Origin of the sequence: Nocardia carnea (genome assembly GCF_029869215.1) — a bacterium.
In the GTDB taxonomy this organism is placed as follows: Bacteria; Actinomycetota; Actinomycetes; order Mycobacteriales; family Mycobacteriaceae; genus Nocardia; species Nocardia carnea_B.
In genome coordinates this window covers 1-20,226 of record NZ_JARWPM010000094.1, presented here as the reverse complement: position 1 = coordinate 20,226, position 20,226 = coordinate 1, and the positions used below count along the sequence as shown (strand labels likewise).

At 69.8% G+C, this 20,226-nt stretch carries 17 protein-coding genes; 7 read left to right on the top strand and 10 right to left on the bottom strand.

The window, feature by feature from the left end:
• Positions 1-40 precede the first annotated feature (40 nt).
• The gene (gene glpX / locus QH276_RS05270; RefSeq protein WP_280398908.1) at positions 41-1,084 is read right to left on the bottom strand and encodes a class II fructose-bisphosphatase; all 1,044 of its coding nucleotides are present in this window, start codon (positions 1,082-1,084) and stop codon (positions 41-43) included.
• Between the two features lie 131 nt (positions 1,085-1,215).
• On the opposite strand from glpX, the gene QH276_RS05265 reads away from it, so the two are divergent.
• Positions 1,216-1,776 carry a DUF4245 domain-containing protein gene (locus tag QH276_RS05265; protein WP_280398907.1) on the top strand — a complete coding sequence of 187 codons (561 nt, stop codon included), beginning with the start codon at positions 1,216-1,218 and terminating at the stop codon, positions 1,774-1,776.
• Positions 1,777-1,786: 10 nt separating this feature from the next.
• Here QH276_RS05265 and QH276_RS05260 read toward each other — a convergent pair whose 3' ends face one another.
• The 3 genes from QH276_RS05260 to QH276_RS05250 form a co-directional block, all read right to left on the bottom strand.
• Positions 1,787-2,020: an exodeoxyribonuclease VII small subunit gene (locus tag QH276_RS05260; RefSeq protein WP_280398906.1), complete on the bottom strand. Its 234-nt coding sequence runs from the start codon at positions 2,018-2,020 to the stop codon at positions 1,787-1,789.
• A 3-nt stretch (positions 2,021-2,023) separates the two neighbouring features.
• Positions 2,024-3,283, bottom strand: coding sequence for an exodeoxyribonuclease VII large subunit (xseA, locus tag QH276_RS05255; protein ID WP_432278622.1), 1,260 nt, complete (start codon positions 3,281-3,283; stop codon positions 2,024-2,026).
• An 86-nt stretch (positions 3,284-3,369) separates the two neighbouring features.
• Entirely contained in the window at positions 3,370-4,173 is an 804-nt protein-coding gene (locus QH276_RS05250; RefSeq protein ID WP_280398904.1) for a lipid droplet-associated protein, read from the bottom strand.
• A gap of 86 nt (positions 4,174-4,259) precedes the next feature.
• Here QH276_RS05250 and QH276_RS05245 point away from each other — a divergent pair, with 86 nt between their 5' ends.
• Positions 4,260-5,267, top strand: coding sequence for a 4-hydroxy-3-methylbut-2-enyl diphosphate reductase (locus QH276_RS05245; RefSeq protein WP_280398903.1), 1,008 nt, complete (start codon positions 4,260-4,262; stop codon positions 5,265-5,267).
• Between the two features lie 215 nt (positions 5,268-5,482).
• Here the strand turns inward: QH276_RS05245 and QH276_RS05240 are convergent, their stop codons facing one another.
• Positions 5,483-6,454 (bottom strand): DUF6542 domain-containing protein, encoded by a 972-nt coding sequence (locus QH276_RS05240; RefSeq protein WP_280398902.1) that lies wholly within the window; start codon positions 6,452-6,454, stop codon positions 5,483-5,485.
• Between the two features lie 290 nt (positions 6,455-6,744).
• Between QH276_RS05240 and QH276_RS05235 the strand changes: the two genes are divergently transcribed.
• Both QH276_RS05235 and QH276_RS05230 read left to right on the top strand, forming a co-directional pair.
• On the top strand, positions 6,745-7,935 hold the full coding sequence (locus tag QH276_RS05235; protein ID WP_280398901.1) for an exonuclease SbcCD subunit D C-terminal domain-containing protein: 1,191 nt from the start codon (positions 6,745-6,747) through the stop codon (positions 7,933-7,935).
• Positions 7,932-11,264 carry an SMC family ATPase gene (locus tag QH276_RS05230; protein WP_280406644.1) on the top strand — a complete coding sequence of 1,111 codons (3,333 nt, stop codon included), beginning with the start codon at positions 7,932-7,934 and terminating at the stop codon, positions 11,262-11,264. The genes QH276_RS05235 and QH276_RS05230 overlap by 4 nt, the downstream gene beginning before the upstream one ends.
• A gap of 137 nt (positions 11,265-11,401) precedes the next feature.
• On the opposite strand, the gene QH276_RS05225 is transcribed toward QH276_RS05230, so the two are convergent.
• From QH276_RS05225 to QH276_RS05210, 4 genes are all read right to left on the bottom strand, one after another.
• The gene (locus tag QH276_RS05225; RefSeq protein WP_280399064.1) at positions 11,402-11,941 is read right to left on the bottom strand and encodes a methylated-DNA--[protein]-cysteine S-methyltransferase; all 540 of its coding nucleotides are present in this window, start codon (positions 11,939-11,941) and stop codon (positions 11,402-11,404) included.
• On the bottom strand, positions 11,941-13,587 hold the full coding sequence (locus tag QH276_RS05220; protein ID WP_280406643.1) for an Ada metal-binding domain-containing protein: 1,647 nt from the start codon (positions 13,585-13,587) through the stop codon (positions 11,941-11,943). The genes QH276_RS05225 and QH276_RS05220 overlap by 1 nt, the downstream gene beginning before the upstream one ends.
• 272 nt (positions 13,588-13,859) lie before the next feature.
• Entirely contained in the window at positions 13,860-14,123 is a 264-nt protein-coding gene (locus tag QH276_RS05215; RefSeq protein WP_348536623.1) for a YbdD/YjiX family protein, read from the bottom strand.
• Positions 14,120-16,381: a carbon starvation CstA family protein gene (locus QH276_RS05210; RefSeq protein ID WP_280399062.1), complete on the bottom strand. Its 2,262-nt coding sequence runs from the start codon at positions 16,379-16,381 to the stop codon at positions 14,120-14,122. Before QH276_RS05210 ends, QH276_RS05215 begins: the two co-directional genes overlap by 4 nt.
• A gap of 191 nt (positions 16,382-16,572) precedes the next feature.
• Here QH276_RS05210 and QH276_RS05205 point away from each other — a divergent pair, with 191 nt between their 5' ends.
• Together QH276_RS05205 and QH276_RS05200 are read left to right on the top strand one after the other, a co-directional pair.
• Complete coding sequence (locus tag QH276_RS05205) at positions 16,573-17,094, top strand: pyridoxamine 5'-phosphate oxidase family protein (RefSeq protein ID WP_280399061.1); 522 nt, start codon at positions 16,573-16,575, stop codon at positions 17,092-17,094.
• Positions 17,095-17,195: 101 nt separating this feature from the next.
• Entirely contained in the window at positions 17,196-17,564 is a 369-nt protein-coding gene (locus QH276_RS05200) for a DUF1330 domain-containing protein (protein WP_348536622.1), read from the top strand.
• Between the two features lie 1,240 nt (positions 17,565-18,804).
• Here the strand turns inward: QH276_RS05200 and QH276_RS05195 are convergent.
• Positions 18,805-19,293, bottom strand: coding sequence for a MarR family winged helix-turn-helix transcriptional regulator (locus QH276_RS05195; RefSeq protein ID WP_280399060.1), 489 nt, complete (start codon positions 19,291-19,293; stop codon positions 18,805-18,807).
• A gap of 149 nt (positions 19,294-19,442) precedes the next feature.
• Here QH276_RS05195 and QH276_RS05190 point away from each other — a divergent pair, with 149 nt between their 5' ends.
• Positions 19,443-19,868 (top strand): Rid family hydrolase, encoded by a 426-nt coding sequence (locus tag QH276_RS05190; protein ID WP_280399059.1) that lies wholly within the window; start codon positions 19,443-19,445, stop codon positions 19,866-19,868.
• Positions 19,869-20,226 lie beyond the last annotated feature (358 nt).

Genomic DNA, 20,226 nt, shown 5'->3' with positions numbered 1-20,226 from the left:
CCCCCCCCCCCCCCGGGGGCGCGCCTGGCCCCGAAAAAAATCACGGCAGGGGCGGGTTGGCGTGTTCGTCGCCGTGGAAGTCGACCGATGAGTACTCGCGGAGTTTGGTGAGGCGGTGGTAGGCGTCGATCATCCGTACGGTGCCCGACTTCGATCGCATGACGATCGACTGGGTGGAGGCGCCGCCGCCGTAGTAGCGCACACCGCGCAGGAGGTCGCCGTCGGTGACGCCGGTGGCGCAGAAGAAGACGTTGTCGCCGGATACCAGGTCCTCGGTGACGAGCACCCGATCGAGGTCGTGGCCGGCGTCGATGGCCTTCTGGCGTTCTTCGTCGTCCTTGGGGGCCAGTTTGCCTTGCAGGACGCCACCCATACAGCGCATCGCGGCGGCGGCGATGATGCCCTCGGGGGTGCCGCCGATGCCTACGAGGATATCGGTGCCGGAATCGGGGCGGGCGGCGGCGATGGCGCCGGCCACGTCACCGTCGGAGATCAGCCGGATTCGTGCGCCCGCGTCGCGGACCTCCTGGATGAGGTCGGCGTGCCGGGGCCGGTCCAGGATGCAGACGGTGAGATCGGAGACGGACATATTCTTGGCCTTGGCGACCTTGCGGATGTTTTCCGCCATCGGCACCGAGATATCGATCACATCGGCCGCATCGGGGCCGACCGCGATCTTGTGCATGTAGAACACGGCCGAGGGATCGAACATGGCACCGCGTTCGGCGACCGCGAGCACCGAGATGGCGCCCGGGGAACCCTTCGACATCAGGGTGGTGCCGTCGATCGGGTCGACCGCGAAGTCGACGTCGGGGCCGGTGCCGTCACCGACGCTCTCTCCGTTGTAGAGCATGGGCGCCTCGTCCTTCTCGCCCTCGCCGATCACCACGACACCGCGCATCGACACCGAGCTGACCAGCTGCCGCATGGCATCTACGGCCGCCCCGTCGCCGCCTTCCTTGTCGCCGCGCCCGACCCAGCGGCCCGCCGCCATCGCACCGGCCTCGGTGACACGGACGAGTTCGAGCGCGAGGTTGCGGTCGGGCGCCTCGCGGCGGCTCGAAGGGGTCGCGGATGCCGTCATAGCGGGTGCCTCCTTGGCGTCGGAACTTCGGCGTAATTGTCGCATTGGCCTGTTCCGCGGAAATGATCAGCTGGTACGGCAGTACCGGGGGCGGGCCGGGTCGTGCCGCTACCACGAGGGATACTGAGAACGTGCCGAACAAGAAGCCACGCATCATGAACGACTACCGGGATCTGGTCTGGTCGCTGATTCCGTTGGTGCTGATCGCCGTGGTTTTCGCCGGACTCACCAGTCAATGCAGTTTCGCGGCCAACGGGCCGACGACGGGACCGGTCCCGAGCTTCGACGCCGCCGCGGCCCTGCGTTCCGACGCGCAGACGCTGCCCTTCCCGGTGCGAGAGCCGGCGCTGCCGGAGAACTGGCAGCCGAATTCGGGGAGCCGCGACACCATCACCGGTACCGGCGGCGGAGCGGTGAGCACGATCGGCTACATCACCGGGTCCGGCACGTATATGCAGCTGAACCAGAGCGATGCCACCGAAGACGTGCTGGTGGACCATATCGTCGGCCGCCGGTCCGCCACCGGGACCGAGGAGACCGGCGGGCAGAAATGGGTGGTGTACGACGAACCGGACGCCGAACCCGCGTGGGTCGCCGATTTCGGTGACAGCCGGGTGCTGATCCGGGGAGCCGGCGACCGGGCGGCGTTCCAGACGCTGGCCGCGGCGGTGACGGCCGCGCGGCCCCTGTAGAACCGGGTCGTCACTCCTGATCGGAGTCGGCGAGCGCCTTCTCGATCCGTTGCCGGGCACCGGCCAGATGCTGTTCGCAGCGGTTGGCCAGTGCTTCGCCGCGCTCCCACAGGGCGAGCGCGTCGTCGAGGTCCATACCGCCCTGTTCCAGCATCTTCACCACGTTGACCAGTTCGTCGCGGGCACGTTCGTAACCGAACCCGGCGATCTCGGCCAGTTCGTCGTCGGCGCTGGTATCGGCCACGGATCAGGTCCTCTCGGTGTTGTCGGGGTGGTTGCCGGCGCCGGGCTCACGCGCTGGGGCGCGACGCTCACCCAGCGGTGTACTGCCCAGTCCGGCGGCGGAGATCGCGCCGTCACCGACGCGGATCCGTAACTGGCTGCCCGGGGGCGCGTCCTCGATACTGCGCACCACATGGCGTTCGGTGCCGGACAGCCGCTGCACGACAGCGTAGCCGCGGGCCAGGGTCGCGGCCGGGCCCACGGCGGTCAACTGGTGGCGCAGGTGATCGGTACCGGTGGTTTCGGTGCGGATCAGATCCGACACAGTCCGCCGGGCGGCGGTGCGCAGGCGTTCGATCTCGTCGTGCCGATGCCCGAGTTCGCGCAACGGATCGGCCAGAACGGGACGCGACCGCAGCTGCGCCAGGGCGGCGGCCTCCCGCTGGACCCAGCCGCGCAGGGCGGCCGCCGAGCGGTCGCGCAGTTCCCGGATCAGTGCGATTTCGGCCGCGGCGTCCGGGACGATGCGTTTGGCGGCATCGGTGGGGGTGGCGGCGCGCAGGTCGGCGACCAGGTCGGACAGCGGCGAATCGGGTTCGTGGCCGATCGCGCTGACGATCGGGGTGGTCGCGGCGACGATCGCGCGGCACAGGGTCTCGTCGGAGAACGGCAGCAGATCCTCGACACTGCCGCCGCCGCGGGCCAGCACGATCACCTCGACGGCCGGATCGCGGTCGAGGCCGGCCAGCGCGTCCAGAATCTGCGGGACGGCAGTCGGCCCCTGTACGGCGGTGTTCCGCACCTCGAAACGCACCGCGGGCCAGCGGGCCCGGGCCACGCTCAGCACATCGTGTTCGGCGGCGCTGCCGCGTCCGGTGATCAACCCGACGGTCGCGGGCAGGAAGGGGACCGGACGTTTGATCCGTTCGTCGAACAGGCCCTCCGCGGCCAGCAGCGCTTTGAGCCGCTCGATCCGGGCGAGCAGTTCACCGACCCCGACCGGCCGGATCTCGGTGATCCGCAGCGACAGGGTGCCGCGGCCGGTGAAGAACGCGAATTTGCCGTACACCACCACCCGGCTGCCTTCCTGCAGCGGTACGGGGGCGTTACGGAGCAGGGCGGGGTCGCAGGTCACCGAGAGCGACATATCGGCGGCGGGGTCGCGTAGGACGAGGAAGGCGGTGCGAGTGCCCGGCCGCAGATTGATCTGGGTCAGCTGACCCTCGACCCAGATACTGCCGAGCCGGTCGATCCACTGGGCGACCTTCATCGCCACCGAACGCACCGGCCACGGTTGTTCGGCGGAATTGGCGGGCGCACCCGGCCGGCCGGAATCGGCCCGGCCGGCCGCGGCGCCCGACTGGGCTTCCGTCACTGGGCGCGCACGGTGGCGATCCGGTTGGTCAGCATGGTGACGAACGCCGCGCGGTCCCGGGTGCGCTGCTCGTAGTCGAGGAGGGCGACCAGATCGGCGACGGTGAGGGTGCGCAGCCGGCCCCGCAACTGGGCAAGCGTCATGTTCGGGTAGTCGTAGCGGGCGCCGACCTCGGGAAGTTCGGGTTCGGGGTCGCCGGGAGTTTCCGGTTCCGCGGGCGCGGGGTCGGTCGCGGCTTCGGCTGCCGCCTCGGCTTCCGGCTCCGGGGCAGGCGCAGTCTCGGCCTCCGGCGCGGTGTCGTCCGCCGTCTCTGCCTCCGTTGCGGCGTCGGCCGCGAGGTCGGCGTCCGGCTCGGGCTCGGCCGCGATCCGCGCCTCCCACTCCCCGGTGTCGAAGGTGGCGGCCTCGGGTACCGCGTTACCGTTCTGCATGGCACGCAGCCCGGCGAGGGTTTCCTGCAACGCCAGTTCCACCTCGGCCGGATCGGCGTCGAACCGGTCGAACTCGCTGTCGCGGCCCGGCGCGGGCGCGCTGCGCGTGCGTACGGGCAGTTCGTCATCCTCGTCGAACGTGGCCCATTCCGGCTGCTGCTCCGGGCGGTTGATGATCCGGTCGAAAACCGAATCACCCTTGATCGCGAGACTGGTGACGAACTGCTGGACGTGCATACCGGTCTGCAGCAGCTGGCTCACCGCGGTGACGGGAAATTTCACCGCCGCGGAAGGCAGCCGTCGCGTCTCCTCGAGGACGTAGACGGCGGCTCCGGCGGCGACACGGGCCAGGAACGGTGGTCGAAACATAGTACTAGCCTGCCCGATAGCACACCGTCCGCAAAAGAGGGCGCACGCGCTCGGCGGTGCCGGAGTCACGCACGTATCCTGTCGGCATGTCCTCGGCAATACCGTTGAACGTCGGAATCGCTCGCTCCGCCGGCACCGCCACCGCGGTTCCGGAGGGGAAACGAGTGCTACTCGCCGAACCGCGCGGCTACTGCGCGGGTGTGGACCGGGCGGTGGAAACCGTGGAGAAGGCGCTGGAGAAACACGGCGCCCCGATCTATGTCCGCAAGGAGATCGTGCACAACCGCCATGTGGTGGAAACCCTGCGCGAGCGCGGGGTGGTCTTCGTCGACACCACCGACGAGGTGCCCGAAGGGGAGCTGGTGGTGTTCTCGGCGCACGGTGTGTCCCCGGCGGTGCACGCGACCGCCGCCGAACGCAATCTGCGCACCATCGACGCCACCTGCCCGCTGGTCACCAAGGTCCATCAGGAAGCCAAACGTTTCGCCCGCGACGACTACGACATCCTGCTGATCGGCCACGAAGGCCACGAGGAGGTCGAAGGCACCGCCGGTGAGGCCCCCGATCATGTGCAGCTCGTCGACGGGCCGGACGCGGTGGACGCGGTGCGGGTGCGCGACGAATCGAAGGTGATCTGGCTGTCGCAGACCACGCTCAGCGTGGACGAGACCATGGAGACCGTATCCAGGCTGCGGGAGAAGTTCCCGGCGCTGCAGGATCCGCCCAGCGACGATATCTGTTACGCCACGCAGAACCGGCAGGTCGCGGTGAAGGCGATGGCGCCGGAATGCGATCTGGTGATCGTGGTCGGCTCCCGGAATTCGTCGAACTCGGTGCGGCTGGTGGAGGTTGCGCTGGGAGCCGGCGCCAAGGCGGCGTACCTGGTCGATTACGCGCGCGAAGTGGACCCGGCCTGGCTGGAGGGCGTGCGCACGGTGGGGATCACCTCGGGTGCGTCGGTCCCGGAGATTCTGGTGCGGGGCGTGCTGGACATGCTCGCCGAACACGGTTTCGGTGAGGTGCAGCCGGTGACCACCGCGAACGAAACCCTGGTCTTCGCCCTGCCCCGGGAATTGCGCGCCGCCCGGCGCTGACAAAGATAGGTACGGCCGTACCAGCGGGCCCGAACGCCGCGTTGTGATCGGGACGCTGGTTCCGGGCCGACCAGCGGCCCGGGCTCTGTCACCGAGCTCGGGCTGTCGATGTTCTTACTACCGGCCCGGCCATTGCCGACCTGATTCCGAGCGACGGCCGGGTCCGGGGGGCGGCGGCGTGCGGCCGGCGGACCCCGGCCCGTCGCTGCGGCGGATCACATTCGTTCCGGCCGCCGCCGCTCCGGAATCGGCTCCCGATCGCGGAACCGGGCGACCTGGGGCTGGCGGGGCGGTTCGCCGCCGCCCCGGCGGGGCCGGGCTCGCGCCGGATCCTCCGGGACCGGTGCCGCCGGCCGCGGTGGGCGCTGCGGGTGGACCTCGCGGGACCGAGCCGCGCGGCCCGGCTGCTCCGCCGCGGAGCGACCGCGGCCGCGCGGAGGTTCCGGGGCGGGCTCGCGGGTGTAGTCGGGTTCGGGCTTCTCGGGCCGCTTCGGCCGGGGGGATTTCGCCTTCGTCCGCGAACTCGCCTTGGAGCGTGCGGCCAGCGTTTCGGCGCGGGACGGTTTACCACCGCGCGCCGGTTTTCCCTCGCTGCCGACGGGCCGCTTCGATTGTCCGCGGCCGGGGCGTTGCGCGCTGTCGCGCCGTGGCCGCTCGGCCCGGCTGCGGGACTCGGCACGGTTCGCGCGGCGTTCGCTGCGCCCCCAGCTCGTCCCGCGGCGTGCTTCGGCGGTCTCGCGCGCCGACCGCTCCGAGCGGTCCTGGGCGATCCGGATACCGGCGATGATCAGTACCAGCACGGTGGCCAGCATCATCGGCGGGAAGCGGTGCACCAGCGGGATGGCGAGGTTCAGCAGGATGTCCTTGAGCGAGGCGGTGCTGCTCCCGGTGAGCTGGCGATAGGCGATCGGTACCGCGACGAACAGCAGCAGCGGCGGTAACACCATCGTGGTGAACAGGCCGCGGAACCGGACAGCGGCCACGGCCGCGAGACAACCGACGATATAGAACGCGCTGAAGGTGCCGGTGAGGTCCGTGACGTCGCCGAGGGCATCGATGAGGAAGCCCACGAAGGTGCACGCCGCCGCGATCAGGACCGCGGCGTACGCGGGCACGCCCGGCACCGTCGGCAGTAACGAACGTTGCGGCGCGGGCACCCGGGAATTCACTCGTTGGGAAGCAGCCACGTAATGAACACTATCGCCCGGAGTGGTCGCCCGTGTTACGGCACGGCGGGTCCGGCGCCACGATTGTGCGGAAACCGTGCTCGGCGGGCGGTTTCATGACCGTCAAGGGAGCTGCGTGGCGGCCGCCACTTTGGCGCATAAGAGACAGTGGACCTACTGGGACACGGCCCAGGGCGCGGGTTCGGCCGGATGGGCGGAGCGGCAACGGCGTCGGCGTGTTGCCGGTGTGGCGTTGCCGGTAATCGGATTCGCATTGAAAGCTGTCGGTGGGTTGCCCTAAGTTCGCGGTCATGCGAATCCTGCATACGTCGGACTGGCATATCGGGCGCACCTTTCACGGCGTGGACCTGCTGGCCGACCAGGCGCGGGTCCTCGGGGCGATAGCCGAACTCGTGGCCGCGGAGGGGGTGGACACCGTTGTGCTCCCGGGCGATGTCTACGACCGGTCGATCCCCAGCGCCGATGCGATTGCCGTGTGCAACAGGGGGTTCGAGGCGATCCGGGCGGCCGGTGCCCGGATCGTGGCCACCTCCGGTAATCACGATTCGCCCGCCCGGCTCGGTGCCGGAGCCAGTTTCGCGGCCGCGGGTGGTCTGTATCTGCGCACCACCGTGGCCGATTCGCACCTGCCCGTCCTGCTCTCCGATTCCCACGGCGAAGTCGCCTTCTACGGGATCCCGTACCTCGAGCCGGAGATCTGCCGGGCCGAGCTCGGCGTTCCGCAGGCGCGTTCCCATGCCGAGGTACTGACCGCCGTCCTCGACCGTATCCGCGCCGACGCGGCCGAGCGCCCGGAGGCCCGCGTGGTGGTACTGGCGCACGCCTTCGTCGTCGGCGGGATCGCCGGGGGTTCGGAACGTTCGATTTCGGTGGGCGGAGTGGAGACGGTGCCGCTGCACCTGTTCACCGACCTCGGGGCCGACTACGTGGCCCTGGGGCATCTGCATTCTCCGCAGACCCTCGCCGAATCGGTGCGCTATTCGGGTTCGCCGCTGCCGTACTCCTTCGGGGAGAGTTCGCATCGGAAAAAGGTGTGGCTGGTGGATCTGGATGCCACCGGCCCGGCCCGCGTGCACGGGCACGAGTTACCCGCCGTCCGCGGGCTCAGCAAACTCACCGGCACGCTGGATCAACTGCTCACCGATTCCGCTTGGGCGCCGGCCGAACAGCACTACGTCTCGGTGACTCTCACCGATTACGCGCGCCCGGTGGATGCCATGCGCAAACTGCGCGAACGGTTTCCCTACGCCGTGCATCTGGAATGGGAGCGACCGCAGGCCGGCCCGGTGCTGAAATACCGGGAACGGGTGCGCGGGCGCGACGATGCCGAGATCGCCCGCACCTTCCTCGCCGACGTTCGCGGCGAACCCAGTGCGTCCGAGATGCAGTGGCTGAGCAGGGCGCTGGCCGCGGCGGTGCGCGAACCGGAGGCCGGCGGCGCCCCGGAACCGGCGGAGGCCGGAACGGAACTCACCGCATGAGGTTGCACCGGCTGGAGATGACGGCGTTCGGCCCGTTCGCCGGTACCACCGAGGTCGATTTCGAGGCTCTCGGCGCGGACGGGTTGTTCTTGCTGCACGGCCGGACGGGTGCGGGTAAGACCACCATCCTCGACGCCATCGCCTACGCGCTCTACGGCCGGGTGCCCGGCGCGCGAGGGGACAAACGGCTGCATTCCGATCACGCACCGGCGCAGACCCGGCCGGAGGTCGTTCTCGAGGCGACCCTGGGTGGCCGCCGGGTACGGATAACCCGCAGCCCGGAATTCGAACGGCCGAAGCTGCGCGGCAGCGGAACCCGGGTGGAGAACGCCAAGGCCACGTTGACCTGGCTGGACGGGCGGGGAACCAACCTGTCCCGGATCAACGAGATCGGTGACGAGGTCATCCGCCTGCTCGGGATGAGCGCCGATCAGTTCTTCCAGGTCGTTCTCTTACCGCAGGGCGATTTCGCGAAATTCTTGCGCGCCGAGAACGAGGACCGGGAGCGGCTGCTGGAGAAACTGTTCGATACCGGCCGGTTCGGCACGGCAGAACAATGGCTCACGGCACAGCGCAAGTCCTCCGGGGAACAGATCGGCGCCCAGCAGCGCAATGTCGAGGAACTGATCACCCGGGTCGCGGTGACCGCCGGTATCGACCGCACCGAACGGATCGACATCCTCGACGCGGTCGAATGGTCGCAGGATCTGCTCGGCACTGCCCGCGGCGACCTCGAGATGGCACAGCGGGAACTGGAATTGCGCCGGGAGGAATCGGCACACGCCGACGGCGAGGCCGAGAACGAACGCCGCGCGGCCGAACAGCGCCGCCGTCTCGCCCTCGCCCAGCGGCAACTCGACGATTACGCCGCCGGTGCCGCACAGCGCGAAGCGGACCGGGCCGAACTGGATCGCGCCCGGCGTGCCGAACCGGTAGCCGCCGCCCTGCTGGAAGCGGAAGCGGCGATGGAGGCCGCCCACGGGTGTGACGAGCAGGCGGATACGGCGGCACGGCGGTTGATCCGCCTGGCGGAGGAGCCGGAAAGCGGAGATATTCCAGGGATTCACCTGGTTCGGCCGGAGGGCGCCGACTCCGGATCCGCGGACGGGCCGGGCGCCCGGGCCGAGTACCTCGACCTGGCGAGTGGCGACAGCGGCACTGCCGTGAGTGATCGCAGGGATACGCCGGTGAGCGATCACCGAACTGGCGAGATCGACAGCGACCGGGGTATCGCGGAGTGGCGCCCCGATACTCCTGCGCCCGGACTCGACGAGGATCTCCGGCTGGATACCGCGATCCGCGGGTGGAGCGCCGTGCTGGGCAAACTCGACGAGATCCGGGCCGATGCGGCTGTGGCCGAGAAGCTGCGTATCGAACTCGGCGAATTACGCGAGGCCGAGGTGGAACTGCGGGACAGGGTGGCGACCCTGACCGAGCGACGGGCACAGTTGCCGGAGATCGTCGGCGCGGCCCGAGCTCGGGCCCGCGAGGCCGGCGAAGCCGAGGCGGCGTTGCCCGGGCTGCGGGCCGAACACGAGCGGTTGCGGGCCGCGGCCACGGCAGCGGTCGAACTGGCGGGAGCGCGAACCCGTCTCGACCGTGCACGGGTCGACGCCGATACCGCACGCGCGGCGCATCTCGAGGCTCGTGAGCGAGTCTTGGATCTGCGGGAGCGGCGGCTGGCCGGGATGGCCGCGGAACTGGCCGGACATCTCGTCGACGGACAGGCTTGCGCGGTCTGTGGCTCCGCCGAGCACCCGCGCCCCGCACGTCCGGGGAACTCCGCGGTCTCCGCGGACGACGAGGCGGCGGCTGTCGCGGCCGAGCAGGCCGCCGAGCTGAGCAGAGACCGCGCCCAGAGCGCGATCGCCGAGGTGGAGCGCGTTATCGAAGCGTTGATCGCGCGGGGCGGCGGAACCGATCCGGTGGAACTGGCCGCGGCTCTCGACCGGGCCACCGACCGGTGCGCCGACGCCGAGGAACTGGCGGCCACGGCCGGCGGATGTGCCGCCGAAGTCGCACGCTTGGCCGCCGACGAGAACACGCTGCACGACGCCCTGCGCGAGGCGGAAACCCGGGCGGGCGCGGTCGCGGCGCGGATCGAGACGGTGCATGCGCGGCTCACCGAGATCGAACGGAAACTACGGACCGCGGCGGGGCGGGACCGGACGATCGGCCGCCGGCGCGAACGCCTGTACGCCTTGATTGCCGCGGCGGGCGAGCGGCGGGAAGCCCATGCCGCCGCCCGGGCCGCGTGGGAAAAGGTGACGGCTTGTGTCGCGCGGGTCGAAAGGCTCGGGGCTGCGGCCGGTTTCGACGTGGTCGTACCTGGACCCCACTTGCTGGGATCGGGGGATGCGCTCAGACTTTCCGGAACATCGGGCGTCACCGAGCCGGCCGGGTCTGCGGAAGTAATCGGCGGAACCGGGACGGCCGGGGCGCCGGCGGAACTCAGGGCAATCCTGCGCGCGTATGCCCCCGTTGTCGCCGCCGCGTCCCGCACCCGGGAACGGCGGGGGGAGATCGAGGCGGCGCTGGCGGCGGCCGAGGATTTGCGGGCGGCCGCGCAGGCCGTGGTGGACGAGCCGGAGATGCGGGCCGCCGCCGCTGCCCAACCCCGTGATCAGGCCGGTCTCGCGGAAGCGGTGCACAAGGCGCGGCAGGCACTGGACGAGGCGGTGGCCGTGCACGGGGCCGCCGTGCAACGGGTGACCAGCCTGGAAACCCTGTGCGGTCAGCTGTGGGCGGCGGTGGATCTGATCGCTCCGGCGCAGCGGGCGCATCGGGAATTGGCGGATCTGGCGGAGGTGGTGGCCGGCCGCGGGGAGAACAACCGCCGGATGTCGTTGCGCTCCTACGTGCTTGCGGCGCGATTGGAAGAGGTCGCGGTGGCAGGGTCGGCGCGGTTGCGCCGGATGTCGGGCGGCCGTTACGAGTTCGTGCACACCGATCGCGCCGGTACGCACGGCCGGCGCGGCGGTCTGGGCCTCGATATCCACGACGACTACACCGGCGCGGTCCGCCCCGCCCGCACGCTCTCAGGTGGTGAAACCTTCATGGCCTCCCTCTCCCTGGCACTGGGTCTGGCGGATACCGTCGCCGCCGAGGCGGGTGGAATCATCCTGGACACCCTGTTCATCGACGAAGGATTCGGCAGCCTGGACGCCGACACCCTGGACGCCGTGATGGGAGTGCTCGACGAGCTGCGCGCCGGCGGCCGGGTGGTGGGCGTGGTGAGCCATGTCGACGAGATGCGCCAGCGCATCCCCACTCGGCTCCATGTGATCCGCGGCCCCCAGGGTTCGCACGTACAGGCCGTCCTCGCTTGACGACTGCCGCCCCACCACTTCGTCGCCCGCGCGGCGTTATTCGTGCCGGCGACAGCTCTCGCGGCCGATCGCCCGTCCGGCCGGCCGCGGCGCCATAGCCATCCCGGACGATCCAGGCGGGAGCGGCGGGTACGGCGTCAGGCAGCCGCCTCGTGGTCGAGGAGCCAGCGTTTCGCGGGCAGGCCCCAGCGGAAACCACCCAGGGTTCCGTCGGTGCGGAGTATGCGGTGGCACGGCACGAACAGCGCGGCGGCATTGCGGGCGCAGGCCCCGGCGGCCGCGCGGGTGGCTGCCGGGCGGCCGGCGCGCGCAGCGAAGGCCGTATAGGAGATGGGTTCCCCTGCCGGTACCGTGCGCAGCACGTCCCAGGCGTGCGACAGGAATTCGCCCGAACGCTGCCGTACCGCGACGGAATCGATCGCGGTGAGGTCGCCGCGGTGATAGCCGGTGACGGCCGTGGTCACCGTGCCGAGCTCCGCACGCGCCCGCAGTTCCTCCGGGCGCAGGGCGGGGTGGACGAGAACACGCAGGTCTTCCGGGGTGGCGGTCCAGCCCGCCGCGAGGACCGCGCCGTCCGCGGCGACGATCGTGGTGAACGGGCCGATCGGAGTGTCCACAGTCGCGAAATCGGCGGTGCGGGTCCGGGTGGCGGCGGGGGAGACGGTGGGTGCGGACATCACTGGGTACTCACTTTCGTATCGGAATCGGGCGTGCTCGCCGCGGTGGCGGCGGCTGTGCCACGAGCGCGCAGTTCGGCGCGCCACAGCTGCATGGACAGGTACGAGCGCCAGGGCGACCAGCGGGTGGTGTCGGAGAGGTCGATCCCGTACCGGGCGGCGCCGCGGCGGACCACGAGATCGGTGTGCAGCAGGATGTCGGGGTCGGCGAGCAGCCGCATCGTCACGTAGTCGGCGGTCCAGGGGCCGATACCCGGGAGCGCCAGGAGGTCGCGGCGTAGTTCGGCGGCCGTGCGGCCCTGGTGCAAGGTGAGCTCACCGGTGGCGAGTGCGGCGGCGACGGTGGTGATCGACCGGATGCGCTGGGCCGGCCCGGCCAGCACCTCCGCGCCGTGCTCCGCGATCGCCGCCGGGGTCGGGAAGAGCCGCGGCACGGGCCCGTCGACCGGTTCGCCGAGCGCCGCGACCAGGCGGGCGGTATGAGTGTTCGCCGCCGCCACCGAGATCTGCTGCCCGATCATGGTGCGCAGCAACAGTTCCGGGCCGTCCGCGCAGCCGGGGACCCGGATGCCGGGGGTGAACCGGAGACCGTCCGCGTGTGAGGCGGACGCTCCCGGAGGTTCGCCGGGGCCCAGCAGTGCCTCGTCGACGGCGACCGGGTCGGCGTCCAAGTCCAGCAGGTGCCGGATCCGGGCAACCACCGGCGCGAGATCGCGCATATCGCGCAGTGTCAGTTCGGCGCGCACATGGCCGGGCTGCACACTGAGCTGTATCCCGGCGTAACCGTGCGGGGTGCGCAGATTTCGCAGATATGTGCCTTCGCCGTCGGGAGAAATCTGCCACAGTTCGAGTCCCGGAGTCACGTGGGCCGAGAGGAACCACTCGAGCCAGTCACGGTCGAGCGGCGCGCGATAGGGCAGACGCAGGGTGAGGGTTCCGCCCGCGGCGGGGGCGATCCCGCCGTCCGGCGACTGCCCCGCGGACCGGCTCGCCCACTGTTGCTCCGACTCGCTCGGCCCCTGTTTCCCCGAGCCGTTCAGCCGCTGTTTCTCCGAGCGGCTCAGCCGCTGTGCCTCCGCGCGCATGGTGCTGGGGCTCACGGCGAACACCTCGCGCACGGTGTCGTTGAACTGCCGGATACTGGCGAACCCCGCGGCGAACGCGATATCCGACATCGGCATCGCCGTGGTCTGGATGAGTAGCCGCGCCGTATGCGCGCGGTGGGCCCGCGCCAGAGCGAGCGGGCCGGCGCCGAGTTCGCTGGTGAGCACCCGGGTGAGCTGGCGCTGCGAGTAGCCGAGTGTCGCCGCGAGCGCCGGCACCCCGCCGCGTTCCACCACGCCGTCCCCGATGAGCCGCATCGCCCGCGCCGCGAGATCGGCCCGTGTATTCCACAACGGGGAACCGGGCGCGGCGTCGGGCAGGCAGCGGCGGCAGGCGCGGTAACCGGCCTGCTGCGCGGCGGCGGCCGTCGGGAGGAAGGTCACGTTCGCGGGTTTCGGGGTGATCGCCGGGCACGACGGCCGGCAGTAGATCCCGGTGGTGCGGACGGCGGTGTAGAACTGGCCGTCGAACCGGGAATCGCGCGCGGTCACCGCGCGGTAGCAGCGCTCGAAATCCAGGGTCGTGATGCTCACCCGACCCACGATGTCAGGTCGGGTGAGCCGAAGCTAGCGGAAAACGGACACCGGCGTCGGCGCGTCCGGAGAACCCTTCCCCGGCCCGCAGGCCTGCGGGAACCAGCCCGGGCCGCTGGTCGGGTACCGGCGCGCGGCACGTCGATCCGCGACAGCACCCACGCCGGTTGCGGCGATCAGCAGACACCGCGCCCGTCCAGTTCGGGCGGGCGCGGTCTGCCGAAGATCGGGCGGCTTCCCGCCGGCCGATGGACCGGTCTGCCTCGGCGACGGCAGGCCGGTCAGCAGCAGCGGGTGCCGGGATTGCGCTCCGCATCCGCATAGCGTTCGCGCCAATAACTACCTTTGTCGGCGATCGGTTTGCCGGGATGCGCCCGGCGCATATGGGCGACGTAGCGCTGGTAGTCCTGCCCGCCGAGGACGGAGTCCAGATACCAGAGCACCGCGCGCGCCGCCCGGACCACCGCGGCCGCGCCCGCACGCCCAGCGGTTTCCCGCCGGGACGCCGGGGCGGTGTCGTGGTCCGGGGCGGCGCGGCGAATCAACTGCGAACCTCCGCGTGCGCCGCGCCCGGCACCGCGACCTCACCCTTGGCGATCAGGTCGTCCCACTGCCGCTGCACGTCCTTCTCCTCCTTGGTCGGGAGGAAACCGCTGGGCGCGAAGATCTTCGACGGTTCCTCCGGCGATTCCGTGGTGGAGGTTCCGCCGGATTTCCACGCCCGGTAGCACACCCACGCACCGGCCAGCACCACGATCAGCACCAGCACCGCGAAGACGATCGACAGCGTGCCCTGGATGAACGTATTGCGGATCACCGCGTCCACGTTGTCGGGGGTCTTGGCCGTCAGGCACAGTTCACCGGCGTCGCGGGCGGCGCGGCAGATGCTGTTCTGCTTCCAGTAACCCACCTTCGGATCGGCGGAGAAGATCTTCTGCCAGGAGGCGGTCATGGTGACGATCAGATCCCAGGCGAGCGCGATCCCCGGTATCCAGGCCCACTTTGTGAGGCCCTTCTTCACCAGGATGGTCAGCACCACCACCAGTGCGATCGCCGCCAGCAGTTGGTTGGCGATACCGAACAGCGGGAACAGCGCATTGATACCGCCCAGCGGGTCGGTGACACCCATCAGCAGAATCGAACCCCACGCGGCCACCACGAGGGCCGAGCACAACCAGGCCCCGACCCGCCAGGACGGGTCGGAGAACTTCCGGGCCGGGCCGCGCAGGTTACCGAGCGAATCCGAGAGCATGAACCGTGCCACGCGGGTGCCCGCGTCGATCGTGGTGAGGATGAACAGCGCCTCGAACATGATCGCGAAGTGGTACCAGAACGACTTCATCCCGGCGCCGCCGAGGAAGCCGGCGAACACCTCCGAGATACCGATCGCGAGGGTCGGTGCGCCGCCCGTCCGGGAGATCACCGATTCCTCACCGACATCGGCCGCCGCCTGGTCCAGCGCGGCGCCGGTGGTCGGCGGCCCCGACAGGCCCAGACCGTTCGTATAGGCAGCCGCGGTTTCGGCGGTACCCCCGGTCGCGCCGGCGGGGGCGTTCATGGCGAAGTACAGATGCTGGTCGATGATCGACGCGGTGATGATGGCCATCACCGCCACGAACGACTCCATCAGCATGCCGCCGTAGCCGATCATCTTGGTGTGCGATTCCTTCTCCACCAGCTTCGGCGTCGTCCCCGACGACACCAGCGCGTGGAACCCGGACAACGCACCGCAGGCGATGGTGATGAACAGGAACGGGAACAGGCTGCCCGCGAACGCCGGGCCGGTGCCCGAGGTCGCGAACTCCGAGATGGCCGGCGCCTTCAGCACGGGCAGGGTGACCAGGATGCCGATCGCCAGCAGGAAGATGGTGCCGATCTTCATGAAGGTCGACAGGTAGTCGCGCGGCGCCAGCAGCAACCAGACCGGCAGCACCGAGGCCACGAAACCGTAGGCGATCAGCATCCAGGAGATGGTGACCGGCGAGAAGGTGAACCAGTTGGCCCAGGTCTCGTTCTCGTTGACCCAGCCGCCCGCGATGATCGCCAGGATCAGCAGGACGAATCCGATCGCCGAGATCTCGCCGACCGCGCCCGGCCGCAGATACCGCAGGTACACACCCATGAACAGGGCGATGGGAATGGTCATCGCGATGGAGAAAACACCCCACGGGCTTTCCGCCAGCGCATTCACCACGACCAGCGCCAGCACCGCCAGCAGGATCATCATGATCGCGAGCACACCGATGATCGCGGCGACGCCGCCGATCGCGCCGAGCTCGTCGCGCGCCATCTGCCCGAGGCTGCGGCCGCGCCGCTTCATCGACACCCACAGCACCAGGTAGTCCTGCACCGCACCGGCGAAGACCACGCCGACGATGATCCAGATCGTGCCCGGCAGATAACCCATCTGCGCCGCCAGCACCGGACCCACCAGCGGGCCGGCACCCGCGATGGCGGCGAAATGGTGCCCGAACAGCACCCGCCGGTCCATCGGCATGAAGTCCTTGCCGTTGTCCAGGATCTCGGCGGGCGTCGCGACGTCGTCGCGCGGTTTGACCACCTTGTATTCGATCAACCGGGCATAGAACCGGTAGGCGATGATGTAGGTGCAGACCGCGGCGATCACGATCCACACGGCATTCACCGACTCGCCGCGCGCGATCGCGAGGATCGTCCACGCCACCGCGCCGAGCAGCGCGATCGCCGCGAAGATCGCCTTTTTGGCGGGCGTGATCGGGGAGCGGTCGACCACGCCGACCGGTGGCCGGTCGGGGTCGGTTTTCAGGTATTCGATTGTCCCCATCGGGCAACTCCTGTACAGCGAGTGGACATGCCTGTCACATGAAGTTAACCGATGGGTACCGGACGGTCGGACGATTGCGACGAACGGTCGCTGTGGCGCGCCGAGCGGACGTACTCCCCGTAGCCACGCGCGGAAGAACAAGAGCAATTTCGGTCAATCGCGGCGGGCCCGGACGCGGTTAACGTGGGGCAATGCGTGAAACGCCGGAAGAACTCGCCGCACTTCAAGCCCTGCTCGACGCCTCCCTCGCGGGCTCCACCGCTCACCTCCGCTCGATCATCGCCGCCGACAGCACCCTGACCGCGGAACAGCTCACCGCCGTCCTCACCGGTATGCGCACCCTCGCGTTGTCCACCGTGACCGCCAAGGGCGAGCCGCGGATCAGCGGTGTGGACGGGCACTTCCTGCACGGCAGGTGGTACTTCGGCACCGCGCGTAACGCCGCCAAGGCCCGCCACCTCGCCGCCCGCCCGGCTGCCAGTGTCGCGCATATGGTCGGTGAGGATCTCGGCGTGTTCACCCACGGCACGGCGGACGTGCTGAATCCGGCGAGTGGCGAGCCGGATCCCGAATGGCCGGAGCTGCTGGCCTACTTCAAGGACCATTACGGCGCCGACGGCTTCGACTGGGACCACGAGGTCGTGTTCTATCGCTTGCGCCCACACTGGATGACCGTGTACGCCCCCGACTTCGCGAAGCTCACCACGTCCTGAATGCCCACTTCGGCCGGCCGCGCTGTCCTGCGCGGCCATAGGCGCGGATGCTCCCGCGAATTAGGATGGCAGCGCCGCATCCGTCGTGAGAGAAGGTGACCATGGCCGTCGACCCCGGTAGAGCCGATCTCCAGCGCTTGCTCAGCGAGGACCCCGGTGGTCCGGTGGTCATGCTCAACCTGCTGCGCTTCGCTCCGGACGGTGCACAGACCTACCAGGAATACGCCCGTGCCGCGGCGCCCTTCCTGAAGAAGTACGGCGCCGAGCTCATCTATTCGGGTCAGGGTTCCACCGCCTTGGTCGCCGAGGACGGCCAGGCCTGGGACGCCGTGCTGCTCGTCCGCTACCCCAGCCGGGAGACGTTCCTGCAGATGGTCCGCGACCCCGGGTACCAGGAGATAACAGCCCTGCGCACCAGTGCCCTCTCCGAGGCGGTGCTGCAGGCGACCGTCCCCGGGTTCGCCGGATAGCCGATTCGCGAACCACCGGCCACCACAGCAACACGATGATCGCGAGGGCGAGAGTGTGCCAGGGCAGGCGCCACCACCAGGAGACCACCGCCGGGAAAGAGGCGGGGGCTCCGGCCGGTGTGGCGAACGACCAGGCCAGGAAGGCGTCGCCGATAGGGAGGACCCCGAAGGCGTAGCGCTTGGTTGCGCCGAGTGTGACCGGAACGCCGAGTCCTTCCCCGAGGCCGGTGAGCGGCCCGGCGAGGGACCGGTCGCCGTGCACCCGGGCCGCGCCGAGTGCGACCACCGTCGCCGAGGCGCTGACCCCGAGGATCAGCGGTCCGGAGTCCACATCGCCCGCACCGTCGCGCCCGTGCGGATACTCCCGCACTCCCGGCAGGCCGAGCGGGTTGTCGAGGAAGGCGCGGCGGAAAAGTTCGTACTGTCCGTCGGCCCAGGCCGCGTCGATTTCCGGCAGGAACCGCTGGATCAGCGCTTGCGACGAACCGCGAGCGCCCTCGGTCCGGGGTGTGGCCACGTGTGGAAGCAATCCTGTCGCGGGGTCCAGCCGGGCGCGCGCCGCCGCCGACCATTCCGAAACCGTCCGCGCGAAACGCGGTTCGACCATCCGGTCGTGTAGCCGTAGCGCCGCGACCGCGACCACACTGTCCACGGGCCAGGCCTGGCCCGGATAGGCCTCGAGAAACGGCCCGTCCGTCGCGAAGGCTGTGGCCAGTGCCGCGCAATCGGCGGCGAACCGTGCCGTTTCCGGTGCGCCGGGCCCGGCCAGCTCGACCACCGCCCCACGTAATCGGCTGGACCATCCGACGTAGAAGACCCCGTACGCCGGCCGCAGTTCGGAATCGAAAGCGGCTCGGCCCGAAGGCGAGTCGAGCCGATCCAGCGCCCAGCGCGCTTCCCGCAGCGCCTCGTCCCGGTACGCCGCATCGCCGCGCGCGATATCGGTCCACGCCAACCCGTACAGGACGTGGGAAAAGAAATGCCCCTCGGGGAACATGCCCTGCATCTTCTCGCCGAGACCCGCGCCGAGTTCCGCGCGGAGAAAACGCAATTGGGCGACGATATCGGCGCGGGGCTGTTCATCCCGGTACAACCGGACTTGCGGAACGAGGATCAACAGGGTGAGAACAGCTGCGACGACCACGGATATTGCCCGCCCGGCGGTCCGGAAGGAGATCACCCGCCGACCCTAGTCAGGCGCCGGCCGGACGGCCATATGAGCAACTGCCCGCCGCGATTGTCAGCCGAAATCGTCGGGGACGATGTGGAGCTTCTCGGCGATGCGGATGAGGGCCTTCTGGTCGGTCGCATCGAGCGAGTCGAGGACGATGCTGCGCACGGCGCGCAGATGGGTCGGCGCCGCCCGGTGCATGATGTCGAAGCCGGTGTCGGTGAGCCCGGCGAGGGTGTATCGGCCGTCGGCCGGGTCGGGTGTCCGGATGATCCAGCCGCGTTGTTCGCAGCGTTTGACGACATTGGACAGCCGGGAGAGCGACCCGCTGGCGAGGAAGGCGAGTTCGCCCATCCGCAGCGTGCGCTGCGGGGCCTCGGAGAGGTGGCTGAGCACGAGGTATTCGAACAGGGTGAGTCCGTGCTCCTGGCGCAACGGCGATTCCAGCTTGCCCGGCAGCAGCAGGAGGAGGGAGATCAGTCCGGTCCATGCCGCTTTCTCCCGCTCGTCGAGCCATCGCAGTTCCGCGTCGTCCTCGCGCTCGTCCGCGCCGGTCATGGGTCCTCCCGTGCAGTTCGTGGCCTCCCCTCGTCGCGGAAGGGAGGCCGCCATCACTTTGCGCTTGAAGTCATGCAGCGCTAGCCTGACTTTACGCGTGAACTCATTCGAGAGGAAGCGCGACCCTCTGAACAGGAAGAGTGAGCAATATGAGCACCGTCACCTTCGGCATCGCTCCGGGCCACGGCGAAAAGCTGCACGCCGCCCTCGGTTACAGCGGGGCGGTCCGCGTCGGCGACCGGGTCGAGATCTCGGGTCAGGCCGGGGTCGATGACGATCTGGCCATACCCGAATCACTGGAAGAAGAGATCGTCCGGGCCTTCGACAACGTGGAGCGCACGCTCGCCACGGTCGGCGCGACCTGGAAGGACGTCATCCACGTCAACTCTTATCACAAGGTCGCACCAGGGGACGACGTCATCGGCGACGACCACAACCTGGTGATGGCCGAGCAGTTCCGCCGGCGTATGGGCGGTCGCGCGCCGATCTGGACCGAAACCGGGGTCACGGTGCTCGGTCTCGCCGATATGCGCGTGGAGATCCGGGTCACCGCCATCGTCGGCTCCGGCAACTGAGCGGGCGCCTCCGGTGACGGACTGGGTTCACCGAAGGAGCTGAACCGCCTGGCCGCCGGGTGCGGTGCGCACGCCGCACTCGGCAGCTACCGGCCTTCTGGAAAGCGCCCGAGCACCGGCGGCGCAAAAGTGTTGCGGGGGCTGCGCTGTTCGTCGCCGCTCGGGATCGCATGCCCGCTCAGTTCAGGATCGCGGCCCCGGCGCACTCGGGCGGGGTGCGGTGGATCGCTCCTCGATCGACTCCGCGACTTCCTCGAGCGCGGTACGGATCATCGCGCCGTAGGTGTCGTCCGAGAGGGCGTTCAGCTGCTTCCGGGCGGCGGCGACGGGTTAGCAAGCGGCGGCCCACGCGCCCCAA

What these genes read in the sequence shown, in the direction of transcription:
- QH276_RS05225 (WP_280399064.1), bottom strand. Translation starts at nt 11,941, where the DNA reads ATGTCCGCACCCACCGTCTCCCCCGCCGCCACCCGGACCCGCACCGCC.
- QH276_RS05230 (WP_280406644.1), top strand. Translation starts at nt 7,932, where the DNA reads ATGAGGTTGCACCGGCTGGAGATGACGGCGTTCGGCCCGTTCGCCGGT.
- QH276_RS05235 (WP_280398901.1), top strand. Translation starts at nt 6,745, where the DNA reads ATGCGAATCCTGCATACGTCGGACTGGCATATCGGGCGCACCTTTCAC.
- QH276_RS05250 (WP_280398904.1), bottom strand. Translation starts at nt 4,173, where the DNA reads ATGTTTCGACCACCGTTCCTGGCCCGTGTCGCCGCCGGAGCCGCCGTC.
- QH276_RS05195 (WP_280399060.1), bottom strand. Translation starts at nt 19,293, where the DNA reads ATGACCGGCGCGGACGAGCGCGAGGACGACGCGGAACTGCGATGGCTC.
- QH276_RS05245 (WP_280398903.1), top strand. Translation starts at nt 4,260, where the DNA reads ATGTCCTCGGCAATACCGTTGAACGTCGGAATCGCTCGCTCCGCCGGC.
- QH276_RS05200 (WP_348536622.1), top strand. Translation starts at nt 17,196, where the DNA reads ATGGCCGTCGACCCCGGTAGAGCCGATCTCCAGCGCTTGCTCAGCGAG.
- QH276_RS05205 (WP_280399061.1), top strand. Translation starts at nt 16,573, where the DNA reads ATGCGTGAAACGCCGGAAGAACTCGCCGCACTTCAAGCCCTGCTCGAC.
- QH276_RS05190 (WP_280399059.1), top strand. Translation starts at nt 19,443, where the DNA reads ATGAGCACCGTCACCTTCGGCATCGCTCCGGGCCACGGCGAAAAGCTG.
- QH276_RS05210 (WP_280399062.1), bottom strand. Translation starts at nt 16,381, where the DNA reads ATGGGGACAATCGAATACCTGAAAACCGACCCCGACCGGCCACCGGTC.
- glpX (WP_280398908.1), bottom strand. Translation starts at nt 1,084, where the DNA reads ATGACGGCATCCGCGACCCCTTCGAGCCGCCGCGAGGCGCCCGACCGC.